General features: G+C 42.7%; 7 protein-coding genes. 4 read left to right on the top strand and 3 right to left on the bottom strand.

Annotated elements, in window-relative coordinates:
- Positions 1–6 precede the first annotated feature (6 nt).
- The 3 genes from AM279_RS07105 to AM279_RS07095 all read right to left on the bottom strand — a co-directional run bounded on the left by AM279_RS07105 (position 7) and on the right by AM279_RS07095 (position 11,482).
- Positions 7–3,084 carry a SusC/RagA family TonB-linked outer membrane protein gene (locus AM279_RS07105; protein WP_054407083.1) on the bottom strand — a complete coding sequence of 1,026 codons (3,078 nt, stop codon included), beginning with the start codon at positions 3,082–3,084 and terminating at the stop codon, positions 7–9.
- A gap of 183 nt (positions 3,085–3,267) precedes the next feature.
- Positions 3,268–7,398 (bottom strand): hybrid sensor histidine kinase/response regulator transcription factor, encoded by a 4,131-nt coding sequence (locus AM279_RS07100; RefSeq protein ID WP_236688506.1) that lies wholly within the window; start codon positions 7,396–7,398, stop codon positions 3,268–3,270.
- 184 nt (positions 7,399–7,582) lie between these two features.
- The gene (locus AM279_RS07095; protein WP_236688505.1) at positions 7,583–11,482 is read right to left on the bottom strand and encodes a hybrid sensor histidine kinase/response regulator transcription factor; all 3,900 of its coding nucleotides are present in this window, start codon (positions 11,480–11,482) and stop codon (positions 7,583–7,585) included.
- A gap of 416 nt (positions 11,483–11,898) precedes the next feature.
- Between AM279_RS07095 and AM279_RS07085 the strand changes: the two genes are divergently transcribed.
- The 4 genes from AM279_RS07085 to AM279_RS07070 all read left to right on the top strand — a co-directional run bounded on the left by AM279_RS07085 (position 11,899) and on the right by AM279_RS07070 (position 18,862).
- On the top strand, positions 11,899–14,925 hold the full coding sequence (locus AM279_RS07085) for a SusC/RagA family TonB-linked outer membrane protein (protein WP_054407075.1): 3,027 nt from the start codon (positions 11,899–11,901) through the stop codon (positions 14,923–14,925).
- Positions 14,926–14,944: 19 nt separating this feature from the next.
- Positions 14,945–16,474 (top strand): RagB/SusD family nutrient uptake outer membrane protein, encoded by a 1,530-nt coding sequence (locus AM279_RS07080; RefSeq protein ID WP_054407073.1) that lies wholly within the window; start codon positions 14,945–14,947, stop codon positions 16,472–16,474.
- A gap of 62 nt (positions 16,475–16,536) precedes the next feature.
- Positions 16,537–17,574 (top strand): glycoside hydrolase family 43 protein, encoded by a 1,038-nt coding sequence (locus AM279_RS07075; protein WP_054407070.1) that lies wholly within the window; start codon positions 16,537–16,539, stop codon positions 17,572–17,574.
- 103 nt (positions 17,575–17,677) lie between these two features.
- Positions 17,678–18,862, top strand: a complete 1,185-nt coding sequence (locus AM279_RS07070; RefSeq protein WP_054407068.1) for a glycoside hydrolase 5 family protein — start codon at positions 17,678–17,680, stop codon at positions 18,860–18,862.
- The last annotated feature ends 22 nt before the right edge of the window (positions 18,863–18,884 follow it).

Below are 18,884 nucleotides of genomic sequence, written 5' to 3'. Positions count from 1 at the left end.
TTTTTTTTAAAGATTGATTCGTGCACCAAAAATCACAGCCCTTGATTGCGGATAGGTACCCTTATCTATAAGCGATGTAGATTCCGGGTCAAGGCCTTTGTAATCAGTAATGGTAAGCAGGTTTTGGCCCGAAACATAAATCCTCATGTTGTTCAGCCCTTTTACCAGGTTGCTAAAAGTGTAGCCTATTTCTACGTTTTTAAGCCTTAGGTATGAAGCGTCTTCTACAAACTTGCTCGATACCTGGCTGCCGCCGTTGTTGTTAAAGGTAAGGCGTGGTGTGGTGTTGCTGGTACCTTCGCCATTCCAGCTGTTCAGCACATCTGTAGTAGAGTTAAACGGACGTGTGTCATAATCCAGGATCTGTATCATATCATTATATACATCTACATTGTTTACCCCCTGGAAAAGGAATGATATGTCGAAGTTTTTGTATGATGCATTAAAGTTTACACCGTATGTAATTTTTGGTATAGGGTTGCCTATAAACGTGCGGTCATCGGCATTTATCTGCCCGTCGCCGTTAATATCCCTGAATTTCATGTCGCCCGGCAAAGCGCCGTTTGCATTGTTGTACAGGTAGTTGTCTATTTCTGCCTGGTTTTGGTATATGCCATCAAAAATATAGCCGTAGTATGCGCTTATCGGCTGGCCTACCTCAGTCCTTGTATGCGTGGCATCGTTGGGGATATTCTGTACATATTCCTGCAACTTGTTTACCTTGTTATCAAGGGTAGCCATGTTGGCATTAATGCTGTATTTAAACTCGTTGTCGTTATCTTTCCAGCCCAGGTTAAATTCAAAACCTTTGTTTTCAACCTCACCGGCGTTTACATACGTCCTGCCTATAACACCCACTGCTACAGCAGGAAGGCCCACGGTTAGAAGAATATCGTCGGTAGTTTTGTTAAAATAATCGGCTGAAAAGGTTAGCTTATCATTTATAAAGGCTAAATCAACACCAAAGTTAGTTTGGGTAGTGGTTTCCCACTTAAGGTCAGGGTTGCCATAGCGCACTATATTTACAGCCCCGGCAGAGCTTGATACAAGCGTTTGGTAAGCATTATTTGCAATTTCCTGGTTACCGGCCTGGCCCCAGCTTGCCCTTAACTTGGCATAAGACAGCCAGCTTGCTTCTTTCATAAAGTTTTCGTTAGATATAATCCAGTTACCGGCAACTGAAGGGAAATACCCCCATTTGTTGTTAGGGCCAAACCTTGAAGAGCCGTCTGCCCTTAGTGTAGCAGTAGCATAATACTTGTCTTTATAGCCATAGGTTCCTGAACCGAAGAATGAAATAAGCGTCCACTCTGTAGCAGTACCGCTGCTGTATGGGTAGGGGGTATCTGGGCTTCCAAGCCCTCCGTAATCAAGGTATTGGAAGTTTGGCGATGTATCGCCATAGTTAGACCTTGCACCGCCAATGGCATCAACTTTATTCTTAATGATTTCTGAACCTAAAAGGAAATTCAGGTCATGGGTATCGTTTACAAGCTTTTGATAATTAAATGTGTTAGACCATGTAAAGGTTACATCCTGCCCGCGGTTTTCATTCAGGCTGTTAGGCCTGTTGTTGCGGCCAAGGCCATAGTAAACAGCATTAACATCGGCAATGTTAGGGTCGCCATAGTTTTCTGCAAAATTCTTGTTGTGGCTAAAACGGATATCAGCACCCAGGTTACTCCTGAATTTAAGCGATTTATCGGCCAGTATGGCATATTCGCCATATATGTTGCCAAATGTTTGGAACGTATTTCTCTTATCGTTTGTAAAGTGCACAATGGCTAGCGGGTTAGAGCTATACTCATAGTTCCTGCTCCAGCCGCCGTCCGGGCCTGTGTAAAACGGAAGGTCGGTATACGGGTCGCGTGCTGAATAGGTTGGGTCATTAGGGTCTTTATAAACCGATAGTACCGGTGGGCGAATAAGCGCATGACGAATTACACCCGGGGCATCTCCGCTTGAAGAAAGCTTGTCCTGGCGCTGGTAGCCTATTTGTATGTTAGTACCTACGGTAATCCTGTCGGTAAGATCGGCGCTTATGTTACTACGGAAGTTTACACGCCTGTAGCCGTCATTATCATCGGTTACAATACCGTTCATGTAGTAGTACCCACCTGAAATAAGGTATCTTACTTTATCTGTACCACCGCTGGCGGTTACCTGTACGTTTTGAGAGATACCTGTAGTAAAAAGCTGGTCAAGCCAATCGGTATCAGCAAGATCTGTCCTTGTTCTGCGGTCAAAAGCATAAGGACTTTCGGCATTAGGGTCGTTACCCAGGGTGTTGTGCCATGCACGGTCTTTTACCGTAAGGTACTGGTCAGCATTTAGCAGGTTAGGAAGGTTTGTGGCATTGTGTATGCCCGTAAATACATCTACATCAAAGCTTGACTTGCCTTCGGCACCTTGTTTTGTGGTAATTACAACCACACCACCTGCTGCCCTTGAACCATATATAGCCGCCGATGCCGCATCTTTAAGCACGGTCATAGACTTTACATCGTTTTGGTTTAGCCAAGTAATATCGCGGGTGGGCACGCCGTCTACAACATACAATACATCATTATTGCCTAATGTGCCTTCGCCACGAATGCGTAGCTTTATACCATCGCCGGGGGCACCGGTATTAGCCGCTACAAATACACCGGCTACCTGTCCCTGTAGGGCTTGTGCCACATCAGGAATACGGGTTTTAGCCATATTATCCATGTTTACCTGCGCCACCGCGCCCGATATTGAGCTTTTGCGCTGGCCGGTATAACCGGTTATAACTACTTCGTTTAGTTGCTGGGTATCTTCAGCCAGTATTACATTAACGGTACCTGTGCCGTTGTTGGCAACTTCCTGTGTGGCATAGCCTACATAGCTAAATACCAAAACATCAGTTGGGCCGGCAGTAATGGTATAGTTACCGTCAAGGTCGGTAGTAGTGCTTGTGGTAGTGCCTTTTATCACTACGCTTACAGATGGCAGGCCGCCATCTTTATCAGTTACGGTTCCTGATACAGTTTGGGCAAAAAGTGTAGCCCCGGTTAACATTGCCCACACAAAGAGCAACCTGTAAATAATTTTCCTGCTCATATAGCTAATGTTGTTTTGTTAATGGATAAAGTAAATTTTTCCATGTTCGTAATAAGGTTAGTTTTAAAATGGGTTATGGTTAATTTATTGAGTTACGAAAACGTTGTAAATGTAGATAACGCATAAAAAAACAGTGTACACTATTTCTTCAAAAGTGTACACTGCTGGTTAAAACTCTAATTATCAGTGTGGTTGAAAGGCTGCCTTCTTAGCCTTAAACTGTAGCTGGTAATTTTTAGGTGTGGTGTTGTATATTTTTTTAAACTCCCTGTAAAAGTATGAGCGGTTGTTAAAGCCCGATTTGTAGCATACTTCAGACACGGTAAGTATATTTTTGCGCAGCAGCTCAGCGGCGTATTTTAACCTTATGGTTCGGATGAGGTCGCCGGGGGAGAGATCAAAAATTTCTTTGGTCTTGCGGTACAGTTGTGAGTTAGAAATACCCAGTGCCTTTTCTATAAAGGCGCTGTCCAGGTTTTCGCTTTCTACATTTTTTCGGATGATGTCTATTACCTGCTTTATAAAAGCTTTCTCATCGTTTGTGATGGGCATTTCCGGCAGGCTTTCCACAAGGGTATCCTGTGCAAAATGTTTCAGGATAAGGTCTTTTTCCTCCAGCAGCTTTTGCACCCTTACCATAAGGTGGTCCGGGTAAAACGGTTTCGGGATATAAGAATTTGCGCCACTCTCAAGCCCTTCAATGCGGTGTTCTACCGAGCTTTTTGCCGTGAGCATAATAAACGGTATATGGCAGGTATGCACATTGGTCTTTACAAGGCGGCACAACTCAACACCGTCCATAACAGGCATCATTACATCGCTTATAATCAGGTCAGGAATTTCTGCTTCCATTAATTGCAGGGCTTCTGCACCGTTAAAAGCAAATGCAAGATTGTATTTTTCACCTAAAAGGTCCTGCAGGTAAGTGTGTATTTCTTTTTCGTCTTCTACCAGGAGAATCTTTTTACGGTTTTCCTGTGCTTTGTCAATTGCCAATAGCTTGTTGTGTACCGTTTCCTGTTGTTGTACCGGCTCTTCAAGAATATCTTTAAGGTGGCGCGATATAAGGCCTGATGTGCCACTATTATCTATTTCTTTTTCGGTAAAAGCCTCCTTTTTACACGGTATAAGTATGGTAAAGCTTGTTTCCTCGTCCGGTATGCTCGATACCAGTATTTCGCCCCTTAATACGGTTACCAGCCTTTTTACATATGCCAGGCCAATACCGGTACGGAACATCTCTGTGTCAGATACCTGGTTAGGGTCTGAAAGGAAAAAACGGTCAAATAATGATTCCAGCTTTTCTTTTGGTATGCCTTTGCCGTTGTTGGTTACTACAATCTTAAGGGTATCTGTATTGCCGTGCTCTATGCAGCAGCTAAAACCTACTTTGCCGCCCGCAGGTGTATACTTAAATGCATTAGACAGCAGGTTAAAGAGTATTTTTTCTACCTTTTCTTTATCAAACCAGCCTTCAATACTGTTAGGCATATCCAGCGAATAGCTTATGTTTTTATCGAGCGCCCAGTCGTCAAACAATTCGGCTATCTGCTCCAGTATGCTTACCAGGTCAAACCGGCGCACTCGTATTTCAAGGTGGTCGTGCTCGGCTTTCCTAAACTCCAGAAGTTGTTGTGTGAGGAATGAAAGGCGTGATGCATTGCGCTGTATCATTTTAATAAACTTGCGGCTGCGGTCGTCAAGGTTATCGGCCTCAAAAAGCTTTTGCACAGGCCCTGCAATCAGCGTAAGCGGGGTAAGGAACTCGTGTGCAATATTGGTAAAAAATGTAAGCCTGTTTTCATGCAGCTCTTCCTCACGCTGGCGGAAAAGTATGTTTTGCTTTAGCGATTGCTGTTTTAAATTGTAACTCCTTACAAACCAGATAAGGCAAAGGGTAAGCCCCGCGTATATAACAAGTGCAAGGTTAGACTGCCACCATACGGGTTTAATCCTTATGTCTGCCGTATGCACAGGCTCTGTCCATACGCCATCGGCATTAGACCATTTCATGTATAGCGTGTAATTGCCCGGCGGCACGTTTGTAAACGATATAAGCTTACGGTTGTCTATAGTGTTCCAACCTTTATCAAAACCTTTTAGCTGGTAGGCATAGTGGCATTTCTCGTTATTGGTAAAGGTTAATGCAGTAAGATAAATATCAAAGAAATTCTGATTGTGCTTTAGTTTTATTGAAGGGGCGTTTTTAGAGTTTGGGGCTATGAGCAATCCCTGGTAATAGGGCACAGGCTGGTTGTGGCCGCTAATGCGGTCTATAAACAGGTCGGGCAAAATGGGCGATTCGCTAATGGCCTGTGGGGCAAAGTAATTAAAACCTTTTATACCTCCCATAAATATGTTGCCTGATTGCGGGTCGCTGTAAAAAGCGCCATCGGCAAATTCATTGTTTTGCAGGCCATCTGTTTTTATGTAGTTGGTAAATTTATTTTGCCTGATGCTAAAATCTGAAAGGCCAAAGTTTGTGCTTAGCCATACATTTTGGTTTTTGTAAGGCACAATACCGTGAATGGTATTATTGGGCAGGCCATCTTTAACCGTATAGTTTTTAAAAGTGGCTTTACCACCCGTAAAGCTTTCCATTACATTAAGCCCGTAGCTGGTGCCTATATATAGATTTCCGTTACTGTGGGCAAGGCAAAGTATGTCGTTATTAGAAAGGCTTTTACCATCGCCCGGTTTGTTTTTAAAGGTCTGGATTGCCTCGGTTTTTGTATTAAAGAGGCTCAGTCCGCCAAGGCGGGTACCTATCCACAGCTCATCATTTCCTTTAGGGATAATTGAAAATATAATGTTGCTGTTCAGGGCATTTTGACTGTCACTTTTAGCTATATACCTTTTAAAATCAGTAATTTTTAACTGGCTCCCTTCGCGCTCAAGCCTTAGCTTTATCATACCGTAACCGTTTGTGCCCAGCCATATGTTTTTAGCGCTGTCCTGATATATGGCATAAACCGATTTAAAGTAATCAACACTGTTGCTGCCTAATATGTTTTTCCAGCTTACAGGCCGTGAAGTGTTGCTGTCAAATACCGTTAGCCCGGCGTCATCAGTGCCAATAAAAACAAGGCTGTCACGGCCTTTATACAGGGCATATACGGCATTATCTATAGGGCTGTTATCTTCGCTATAGTTAGTATATTTTAAAGGGGTAGGAACGGCTGTATTGAGTCCGGATGTAATGTGGAATAATCCCTTTCCCTTTGTACCTACCCATAGTGAGCTGCCATCTTTTAAGAAAGAACGGGTTATACCGCCGTCCATATCCGGTATCTGTGTTTTTGAGATGGTTTTAAAAAGGCGTTCCTGTGGCGATGCCTTAAGCAAACCATCACCATCTGTACCTATCCATACTATACCTTCGCTGCCTTTTAAGACTGATGTAACCTTGTGTTTTGATAGAAACCCCGTCCACGTACGTTGTACAACTTTGCTATGAATATCGGCTGTTATATAGCCGTTTTTGCCCGACAGGATAATTTCTTCATTTGTATGGCTGATGATTGCTTCAATGTTTTTGGCAATCTGGCTCTTCTCAGTAAAGTTTTGCTGAACTATAGAGGCACTGCCATTAACTGTAAGCAGGCAAATGGTTTTATTGGGTAGTATTTCAAACGCCTTTACATCATCAACCGCTTTTTCTATTGATGTATTGGACTTCTCTCCATCAAAGGAAATATCAAGCTTGTAAAGGCTGTTTTCTTCTGTAAGTGCGAGTAATGAATTGTCTAAAAACTCAATCCTGCGTATTGTTTTGCCCTGTAGCTTGGGTATATTGAGTTTTTTGAAAGCCGAACTGTCAAAATAGCCAATACCCCAATCTTTCACGGCACAAAACACCTCTCTCTTGTTGTTAAGGGCTATATTGAACTGCGATTCTGATAATGGGGCAGTAGCATCTGAAGAAAAAAAGTAGTTGTAAAATTTGTCGGAGGCCTTATCATAACGGTTAATGCCGTGCATGGTAAGCACCCAAATTTGCCCCTTTGCATCTTCAGCCACTTTTAATACTACCTGGTTACTGAGTGAGTTTGTATTATCGGGCTCCGGCCTGAAAATTTTAAAGCTGCTGCCGTCATAACGGTTAAGCCCATCCCAGGTGCCTATCCAGATGAGGTTTTGCGAATCCTGAAAAATGCAGTTAACAGAACTGTTAGACAGCCCCGCCGAGTTATCCAGCTCTTCAAGGGTATATTTTTGGTCGTTACTTGCCGGTTTCCTATCCTGTCTGGTTGCCTGTGCAAGTACAGCGCCATTTGTTTTGTTTTCTTTGTTACACGAAGCTAAAAAGCACAAAAGCAATAAGCTATATAAAATAGCAGCAACAGGTTTAGTGCATTTTTTTACCGTTTTAGTGTAAACAGCTTTAGCTTTTAGAAAACAATACATAGTGGGCAGCATAGCAAAATTAAATATAGGCAATATTTATTATATAACGTTATAGTTATATTTTAAAATACCTATCAAATTTTACTGTGCCTTAGTTTTCCTTCGCGGCCTTTTTCTCTGGTTTTTCGTTACTGTCGCTGCTTTTTTCAAATTCTGTGGGAGACATACCAAAGTGTTTCTGGAAGTTGCGCCCAAAACTGGTTTGCGAGCGGTAGCCTACCATCTCTGCCACCTCATAAATTTTCATATTAGTGGTTTTAATCAGGTGGGCTGCCTTTTTAAGCCTGCTCAGGTTAATAAGCTCATTAGGCGAAAGGTTTGAAATCTCGCTAATGTTGCGGTATAGGGTAGAGCGGCTCATGTTCATATAATCAGCCAGCTTGTCTACACTCAGGTTTTGGTCTTTCAGGTTTTCTTCAATAATCTTATCCAGCTTGCTCAGGAAATTCTTCTCATTGCTGTCAGACGTTAGCGACTTAAGGTGTGCAAGGGGCGAGCTTGAAAAATGCCCCAGTATGTTCTTCCTGTTTTCCAGTAGGTTAGAAATCTGAACCATGAGGTAATCAATAGAAAACGGCTTTGTAACATAAGCATCGGCACCGCTTTCAAGGCCTTCAATCTTGGCATTAAGCGCGCTTTTAGCCGTAAGGAGAATGACAGGTATATGGCTGGTTTTTTCTTCCTTTTTAATTTCTTTACACAATTCTATACCGTTTTTAACCGGCATCATCACATCGCTCAGCACCAGGTGCACTTCGTGCTGGGCAATTACTTTTAGTGCCTCTTCTCCATTGCCTGCCAGTATAATGTTATAATGTTCAGATAGTTCTGAGTATATAAAATCGGCCAGTTCTTTATTATCCTCAACAACAAGTATTACCGGGGCATGCCTGTCAAATTTTGCCGGTACATTTTGTTCTGCCCTTTTGCCCGATACAGCCGTTTTAAAGGCTTTAAACTCTTCGCTTTGGTGCAGGGGTAACTGCAGCACAAAAGCATTCATTTCAGCCTCCGATTCATCAATGGCAAGGGTGCCGCTGTGCAGTTCGGCAAGCGAATGTGCTAATGAAAGGCCTATGCCTGTACCGGTACTTTGGGTATCGGCCGGCAGGCGGAAAAACGGTTCAAAAATCTTTTGCCTTAAGGCCGCCGGTATCAGTTCGCCATCATTTTTTATGATAATGCTAAAGTCAGATTCGGTGCTGTTTAGTACTACTTCAACAGTACTTTTAGAATATTTAATAGCATTGCTAAACAGGTTGCTCAGTATTTTCCTGAAAGCCTCTTCATCTATAAAAGCCGGTATTTCCTCGCCGGGCAGTGTCATGTCAAACTTAATGCCTTTATTTTGAACCAGCTGGCTAAAGCGTAAGGCCGTTTCTTCTAAAATTTCGGTTACGTTAACTTCTACAAAGCTTAGCTTGACGTTTTTCATCTCGGCTTTCCTGAAATCAAGGAGCTCGTTGATCAGGTTAAGCAGCCTTGAAGTATTTTTATCCATAATTTCCAGATTTTTAGATACATCCGGAGCTTTATGCTTTTGCTTAAGGAGTTTTTCCAGCGGGCTTTTAATCAGGGTAAGGGGTGTGCGGATTTCGTGTGCCACATTAGTGAAAAACTCTATTTTAGCGTGGTAGATTTCCTTATCCTTCTCATTTTCAAGGTGAGCTATGCGCAGGTCATTCTTGTTGCGTGTGTATCGGTGGTAATACCTTAAAGAATAATACCCACCTGTTATAAGTATCAGAAAATAAATAAAATAAGCCAGTTTACTGGCATAAAACGGAGGCAGTACCTTTACCGCAAGCATACCGTGTTCTTTGCTCCAAACACCATCATTATTAAGGGCTTTTACCTTAAAAGTATAGTTACCGGCAGGTAGTTCGGTAAAGTTTACTTCGCGGTTTTTACCCAATGGAATCCAGTTATCATTAAGGCCTTCCATTTTGTACCAATAGCGCGTCATGCCAGCAGAGGCATAGCTTAAGGACGAAAACTCAAGCCTGAAGGTAGACTGGTTGTTTTTCAGTGTTATAGCATCAGAAAAAATAATGGATTTTTCAAGTGGGGAGTCTTTTTTATTTACCTGTACTTCCTGGTTATTGATAAAAATATCGGTTATAAACAGGGGCGGGTCAAAAGTGTTTTTTATAAAGGCAGCAGGGTTAAAGCTTATCATGCCCTTAACGCTGCCAAAATACATTTGTCCGTTAGTATCCTGAAAAGCAGAACAATAGTTAAACTGGTCGCTTAATAAGCCGTCTGATTTTGTGTAAACGCGAATGTTCTTGGTTTCAGGGTTAAAGTTTACAAGCCCGTTTGAGGTGCTAATCCATAACTCCTGCTTTTTGTCTTCCAGAATAGAATAAATTACATTGGCAGGCAACCCGGCTGACTTTGTATACTTGGTGAACGTTTGGTTTTTAGGGTTAAACAGGTTCAGGCCATTCTCGGTAGTTACCCAAAGGCGGTGTTTGCTGTCTTCAAAAATACCGTTAATAACATTACTGCTCAGGCTGCCGCTCTTGTTGTACTCATAACGGAAAAAGCCTTTCTTTTTTGTTTTGGGATTGTAATAATAAAGCCCATCCCAGTAGGTACCGGCCCATAGTGTACCGGTATGGTCTTCAATTATATAGGTATAATGGTAGGTTTCAGGAAAGCCTTCCACAACTTTAAAAGAATCAGTTTCGGGTATGTAAATGTGTATGCCTGATGAGGTTAGCACATAAACATCTTGGTTGCGGGTTTCGTGTATGTAGAAGATAAAGTCGCTCCTAAGCCCTCCTTTATCAGTACCATAATGCCTTATAATTTTGCCTGATTTTATATCCATAACATCAAGCCCATGCTCAAAAGTACCCAGCCACAGCTCATTACCGCGAGGTAAAAGCCCGTGTATGTTGTAATGCGCAAAACCGGCCGTATAGTTTGTAAACCTGCCGGTAGAAAGGTCCAGCTTGTTTAGGGCGGCATCTTCGGTACCTATCCATATATTGCCAAAGTTGTCTTTTTTAATTTCACGCACAGCGTTGCCGCTTATAGAGTTTTCACCTATTTGCGGAAAGTAGCGTGTAATGGGGGTGTAAGGGTTAGGGTAGTAGTTAACCCCACCAAAGTATGTGCCGGCCCACACGCCGCCTTCTTTATCTAAAACCTGTGTGTAGATGGCATTATCTGAAAGGGAGTAGGGGTTACCGTAATTTTTTTTAAGGTTCTGGTAGGTTTTAGTTTTTAAGTTATACACAAAAATGCCCAGTTCGCTGCCTATCCATATTTGGTTACCCTTTTTAAGGAAATTACGCACAAACAGGGGAGCATCTTTTGCCGGGAGTAAAGTTTGTACCTGATGACCGGCTAACAGGTACATAAAAGCACCGTGGTCTTTGGTGCCAATAAGTACACTTTTATTATCTATTGCAGCAATTGTAGTAATAACCGGCTGTATCCCGCCTGTAAAGTTTAATTGCAGTTTTTTAAACGAATTGTTTTCGGGCTCATATTTAAAGAGTTCGTTTGGCGAGGCTGCAAATACTTCACCTTTTTTATTATGGCAGATATAGTTTGCGAAAAATGAGCTGAATTTCTCCGGCTTAGCCTGGTTTGGGGCTACTTTGTACAGGCTTCCGGCTGCACTAAACCACAGGCTACCGTCAACATTACTTTTAACGTCAAGTATTGGAAGGTTTCGGGTAACTTCAATTAATGAGAATGATTCGGTTTTTTCGTCATACTTAAAAAGGCCGGTATCTGTACCCACCCATAAATAATCCTGGTATTCATACAGGCACCTTACAAAATTGCTGCCTATGCTTTGCGGGTTGCCGGGCTCGTGCTGAAAAATTTTAAAGCTGTAGCCGTCATACCTGTTTAAGCCGTCTTTAGTACCAAACCACATAAAGCCTTTGTTATCCTGTAGCATACATATAACAGAATTATGAGACAGGCCGTCTTCAACCTGAAGGTGCTTAAACGAAAAATTTTGAGCCATTGTGGTGGCCGTAACTAATAAAATGAACAGATATTGGCTTAAAAATTTCATTCTACAAAGTAAGTCAAGTAAACGTTTTCGCGAACATTCATAACGTCTCATTTTTCAACAAATCTGTTCATCAGGCGTTTTTATGTTTGCACAAATTTAACAATGACACGTTTTGTATAAAAATTGAAACATTTCCATACAGCCCTCAGCACACAAAACTGGCTACATTTGAAAACGTTATAGTTGTAAAAATTTCAGGCCTGAATTTTACATTTTATAAAAAAGACTATAATAAAGTGTTTCATTGTCAATTTGTATTTTGTAAACTAACCTAACCTTTATGAATAAATGATAAAAAACAAACAATTCTTTCATCAAATCGTTTCACTCAACCCAATTAAAACAAATTTCTTAAATGAAGCTTTATGAAAATCATTCCAAAACTAATTTTTAACGTTAAAACCCTGCTCTTTTTTGCGCTTATGAGCGTTCAGCTCATTTTTGCGCAAGATCCTATACAGGTATCGGGTACAATTACAGGCTCAGATGGGTTGCCGGCTGCATTTGTCAGCATCATCCAGAAAGGTACTACTAACGGGGTATCGGCAGATGACTCGGGTAATTATACCATTACAGTTCCATCTAACGCCACGCTCGAAGTAAGTGGTATGGGCTATGCTACACAGGAAGTAGCTGTGGCAGGCAAATCAGTAATTAATATTACTGTACAGGCAGAATCATCTCAGCTTGAAGAGGTGGTTATTGTGGGTTATGGTAGCCAGAAAAAAGCCGACCTTACCAGCGCCATATCAGTAGTAGATGCCAAGCAAATACAAAAGCGCCAGGCTACAACCGTTGCAGAAAGCCTACAGGGCCAGGCAACCGGTGTTACTGTACGTGGTGGCGGACAGCCGGGCAGCGAGGCCAAGATTGAAATCCGTGGCCTTAAAAACCTGCAAAGTGCTAACCCGCTTTATGTAATAGACGGTAACATTAGTACAGCTAACCGTGATTTTAACCCTAACGATATTGAGTCGATACAAATACTTAAAGATGCTGCTGCTGCTGCTATCTACGGTTCGCGTGCGGCTAACGGTGTAATTATCATTACCACTAAAAAAGGTAAAGGCGGCCCCCTAAAAATTGAGGCAAGCTCTAAAATGAGTATCACTAACGTGCCTACTTATGACCTTGTTAGCCGCGATGAGTTTATTGCCATTACCAATATGGCATATGACAATGCCGGTGCACCAAGGCAAAACTTTAACATGGATGTTAATACAGACTGGCAGAAAGAAGTGTTCCGTACAGGTATGATACAGGACCAGAACATTAGCTTTGCCGGCGGTGGAGAGAACTCAAGCTTCTTTATGTCTGCCAACTATTTTGGTAACAAGGGTACTGTTATAGATACTGATTTTGACAGGATTTCATTCCGTGTTAACACCAGTGGTAAAAAAGGTATACTTACTGTAGGTGAAAACCTTGCACTAAGCAACTCGGTTGCTAACGAAACTGGTGGCCCTGAAGCTATGAGGGGTAACCCGTTTATTGATGCCATAAGGATGTTCCCTACAATACCGGTATATGATTCTCGTAACCCGGGTGGTTTTGGCTATGGTGAGCAGGGTGTTGCAAATACATTTGCTGCTAACCCGGTTGCTATTGCAAACCTTATAGACCAAAAAGTAGAAAACTTCCGTATAAGGGGTAACGTATGGGCTGAGCTTAAGCCTTGGGATTTCCTTAAATACCGTTTTAACTTTGGTTATGAAGCCAGCTTTGACAACTATAAGTACCTGCGCAACAGGGGTAGCTGGACACTTAACCAGCCTGTAGACCCTGCTATAACAGAACAAAACAGGGGCCGTTGGGAAAGTAAACTTGTAGAACATACACTTACATTCTCTAAAGAGTTTGGCAAGCACAGTGTTACCGCCCTTGCCGGTACTACATACCAGGACTTTAAATTTGGCCAGATTAGCGGTAATAAAAGAAACCTGCTTATTAACCCAACTACAGGCCAGTATTTTGACGTATTAGACCAGGGTGATAACCCGGTAGTAAGGGGTTACAGGTCAGAATCTGCACTACTTTCTTACCTTGGAAGGTTAGAGTATAACTATGATAACCGTTACCTGCTTAACGCAGTACTACGCCGTGACGGTTCTTCTAAATTTAGCGATGCTAACAAATGGTCAACATTCCCATCAGTATCTGCAGGTTGGAGGATAAGCAACGAATCATTCTTTAAAGTACCACAAATAAACGACCTTAAACTACGTGTAAGTTATGGTGAGCTTGGTAGTGGTAACATTGGCGACTATGAATACAGGGCCTTTATAAACACTATGGGTGCAGCCGTATTTGGTAACAACCAGGACCTGCAAAACGCAGCTATACAGGTAAGGCTTGCTAACGAAAGGCTAAGGTGGGAAACCCTTAAGCAAACTAACGTTGGTTTTGACCTTGCTATGCTAAACAATAAACTTACTGTAAATGCAGATTACTTTGTTGCCCGTACAGAAGATGTACTATTTGGTTTCCCAATACTTTTAGTTACCGGTAACGACGGTGGTAACCCAATATCTAACGCTGCAACTGTAGAAAACAAAGGTTTTGAAGTTAACGTAGGATGGAATGACCAGATAGGTGAAGACTTCCATTGGAATGCTAACGTAAACCTTACAACGCTTAACAACAAGCTTGTAAAACTGGGCAACGGCCAAAACGAATCGTTCTCTGGTAATACAGTAACACGCGAAGGCCAGCCGGTAGGTATGTGGTTTGTACTGCAAACAGATGGTATATTCCAAAACCAGGCAGAAATTGATGCCCACGTTAACTCTCAGGGAGCTGTTATACAGCCACAGGCAGTACCGGGCGATATCCGTTACAAAGACATTAACGATGACGGACAGATTACAAATGAAGATAAAATTGTAGACGGCAGCCCTTGGCCTAAGTTTGAAATGGGCTTTAACGCCGGTTTTGACTACAAAGGTTTTGACTTCTCAATGAACTGGATAGGCTCTTTTGGCGCTACAGTATATAACGGTTACAGCAGTATAGTAAATGTTCTTAACGGAGACCACAACTATGCAGCCGGTACACAACCATGGACACCGGAAAACCCAAGCACAACTACACCAAGGGCTTACTACGGCACATCGCTTACAAACCGTGGCGATACAGACCGTTTCCTTGAAAGCGGCAGCTTTGCAAGGCTTAAATACATTGGTGTTGGCTACAACTTCCCTAAAGAATGGATGAAACAAATAGGTTTTGACAGTGCACGTTTAAGCGTTTCTGCACAAAACGTAATTACCATTACAAAATATGGAGGCCTTGACCCTGAGTTTGTTAACAACAACATTTTTGAAAGGGGCGTAGACTTTGGAGCATTCCCTAACGTACGCACTTACACAGTAGGTGTAGAAATTGGTTTCTAATCAGATATAAATTGCAACCATGAAAAAAATATTATTATACAGTACATTAATGGTCTCGCTCTTTGCTTTAAACTCGTGCAACGAGGAAGAACTTGACCTTAAAAACCCTAATACCCTGACTGTTGACCAGTTTTGGAAGACCCCGGAGGATGCACAAAAAGGTGTAAACTCTATTTATGCCATGTTTTATAAAGATGGTCTTTGGGCCAGGTGGATGTATTTCCGCCTTGACCTTACGTCTGACGAGGGCTTTAGTAAAAGCCCGTGGACTGACCTTGCAGACTGGACACGCTTTATATATGTAGACTATAAGTTTTGGGAAGGTAACGTTGTTACATTCAGGGATTCTTATAAAGCTATTTTCCGTTGTAACCAGGTACTTGCTTACGTTCCGGACATTGCGTTTGAAGATGAAAACCAAAAGCAGCAAATTCTTGCCGAGGCTAAGTTTTTAAGGGCACTGCATTATTTCTATGCTGCTGAACTATGGGAAAACATTCCGTTAGTACTTACGCCGCTACAGCCTAACGATACTCCTGAGCAAAACACTAAAGAAGAGGTATTTGCACAGATAGAGACAGACCTTAACGAGGCATTTAACGCACTACCTGCTTCATGGGATGAGTTTAATACCGGCAGGCCAGATAAAGGTGCTGCAAAAGCCATGCTTGCAAAGCTATATATGCAGCAACGCCGTTGGGCAGATGCCAAAACAGCTATGGATTACCTTATTACCGGTCCTGGTGCTACATACAGCCTTACCGCTAACTATGAGGATAACTTTACCCATAATACTGAAAACAACTCTGAGTCGGTTTTTGAAATCCAGTTTGGAGACCAGCGCCTTGGTGGTACAGGAGAAGACGCTAACGCGGCTGTATCTACTAACAGGCCTCAGTTCTTTGCCCCACGTGGCATTGGATGGTCAGACGGACAGGCACGTTTTTGGGTAGTTGGCCTGTTTAAGGAAGAAGCTACACTTAGCGGTGGTATAGATGAGCGTTTGCGCCATACATTATTTTACCCTGACCAGGGCGCTGACTTTGGTGAAACAACTTATGGCCGTAATTGGGAGTGGGATGCAGATGAAGCGTTCTTCCGCAAAGGCCACAGGGATTACTACCGTAATAACGAAGACTACTACTGCCAGGTTAACTACAGGCTTATACGTTATGCAGATATACTGCTAATGTATGCTGAAGCGCTTAACCAGCTTGGCCAGACTGCCGAAGCATATCAATATGTAGATATGGTAAGGGCACGTGCCAATATGGCTCCGCTTGCTACAGCCCACCCCGAAATAGGCAACAACCAGGCACTGTTCCTGGCACGCCTTAAAAACGAAAGGGTACTTGAACTATGTGGCGAAAGCGTACGCTGGTTAGACCTTAAGCGTTGGGGCGACCTGGAATCTCAGGCCGGTGTAGATGTTATAAAAACAAGGGATGCTGACTTTAACAACTTTGTTGTAGGTAAAAACATTCGTTTACCATTGCCACAACAAGAGGTTGACAACAACCCTAACATGACCCAAAACCCTGGTTATTAATAAATAATACTTCCCGGGGTGGTTTGTAAAACTACCCCGGGAATATTTTTCAAAACAACATTATGCTAAACAACAGGCTTAAAGCAGCTGTTATGGCGCTTGCAGGCACTGCCGCAATGGCCCAGCAGCCAGACCCGGCCGGGCAGGTAAAAGATGGCGATAAAGCCGTTAATCAGGCCTATCTGTTTGCCCACATGACCCATCAGGATTACGGCAGGCTTTACTATTCTGTTAGTACCGATGGTTTACACTGGTATCCGCTTAACAATAAAAAGCGTGTTTTTGAAGACTATAAAGGCCATCCGGATATTGTAAAAGGGCCAGATAACAAATACTATATAGTCGGTAATGACAGCGATGCCTCGCCGGATATTAATATATGGGTGTCAGAAGACCTTATTACCTGGAAAAAGCACAGCACCTATACTCCGGACCTTTCTAAAATACCTGATTATGCTGATGCTATGCAGCGCATAGGTGCGCCAAAGCTGTATTATGATGCGCCTTCGGGTAAGTTTATCATGACGTGGCACACACCGCATAAGGATGGTACAAAAGAAGACCCTGAGCGCTACTGGGCCAGCCAGCGCACACTTTATGTGCTGAGCAAAGACCTTAAGACATTTGAAGGTGTTCCGCAAAAACTATTTGAGTGGAGCTTCGGCACCATAGATGTAAGCATAAGGAAAGTGGGCGATAGCTATTATGCAATATTAAAAGACGAGTCGTACCCCACGCTGTACTGGACAACGGGCAAAACCATAAGGATAGCAAAATCGGCATCATTAACAGGGCCATATTCGCTGCCGCAGGAATCCATTAGCCCCAATTTCAGGGAAGCACCAACACTTATACCATCGCCAAACGGAAAAGCATGGTATATGTATTATGAGCAATACCCGGGCGTTTCATACGGGCTTTCAATAGCCGATAACCTAAACGGGCCGTGGTATCAGGCATCTGGCTATACCTTTTTTAGTGACTGGGACAAATACAGCTTACCGCAACACGTGAGGCATGGCTGCATGATTACCATTTCGCAAAAAGAATATGATGCACTGGTTAAAAAATTTGGTATAGAAAAAGAAGAGAAGAAATAAGAAGAATTCCATCCCAGGAAAAAGAAGTTTGTTTAAAAAATAGCCGTGTATGGCGGCAAAACCTTACTAAATCTGCACTTAAGCAGTATTATACTAAACAATTATGAACACAGTTAAAGTATTAAAAAACACTCCTTTTGCCCTTGCACTTGCGGCCGGGCTAATGCTTTTTTCGTGCAAAGACAACAAAGAAGCAGAGAAAAAAGACGAAAAAGCTACAACTGAAGTAGTTGAACGAAAAATATGGACTAAAGAAGAAGCCAATCAGTGGTATGCACAGCAGCCATGGTATGTGGGTGCTAACTTTACAAACTCTAATGCCATCAACACGCTTGAAATGTTCCAGGCCGATACTTTTGATCCCGCTGCTATTGATAAAGAACTGGGCTGGGCCGAAAGCATTGGTATGAACTGTATGCGTGTGTACCTGCACGACCTGTTGCACCAGCAAGACCCTGAAGGTTTTTATAAGCGTGTAGAGGAGTATCTTGCCATTGCAGATAAACACCATATTAAAACCCTGTTTGTATTGTTTGATTCTTGCTGGGATCCGTTCCCGGTACTGGGCAAGCAGCGTGCACCTAAGCCACACGTGCACAACTCAGGTTCGGCACAGGCCCCGGGCCAAAAAGCGCTACTGGACTCAACCCAGTACCCACGCCTTGAAAAATATGTAAAAGAAACCGTAGCCCGTTTTAAAGATGACAAGCGCGTTTTGGGCTGGGATGTATGGAATGAGCCCGATAACATGACAGGCCCTTCTTACGAAAAAGTAGAGATAAAAAACAAAGTTGAGCTTATTGGCAAGTTGCTTCCACAAGTTTTTGACTGGGCGCGTTCGGCTAATCCAAGCCAGCCTGTAACATCGGGCGTATGGCAAGGAGACTGGTCTGAAGGCAAAATCAACGATTTCCACAAAATGCAGCTTGAGCAGTCAGATATTATTACTTTCCATTGCTATGACAAGCCGCAGGATTTTGAAAACAGGATTAAGCAGCTGGAGCGTTTTGGCAAACCAATGATTTGTACAGAATATATGGCAAGGCCAAATGGCAGTACCTTTGAGGGCTTCCTTCCGGTAGCTAAAAAATACAATGTAGGCATGATAAACTGGGGCCTTGTAGACGGTAAAATGCAAACCAAGTACCCTTGGGACAGCTGGACTAAAACCTATACTGCCGAGCCGCCGGTATGGTTCCACGATGTATTCCACACAGACGGAACACCTTACATTAAAGCTGAAACTGATTTCATTAAGAAGATTACTTCTGAAGTGAATAAGAAATAGATTTGAGTTAATATTATGTAGA

Source organism: Flavobacterium akiainvivens, from assembly GCF_001278115.1.
GTDB lineage: Bacteria > Bacteroidota > Bacteroidia > Flavobacteriales > Flavobacteriaceae > Flavobacterium > Flavobacterium akiainvivens.
The sequence above is the reverse complement of the archived record's forward strand: the minus strand, read 5'-3'. Positions and strand labels throughout refer to the sequence as shown.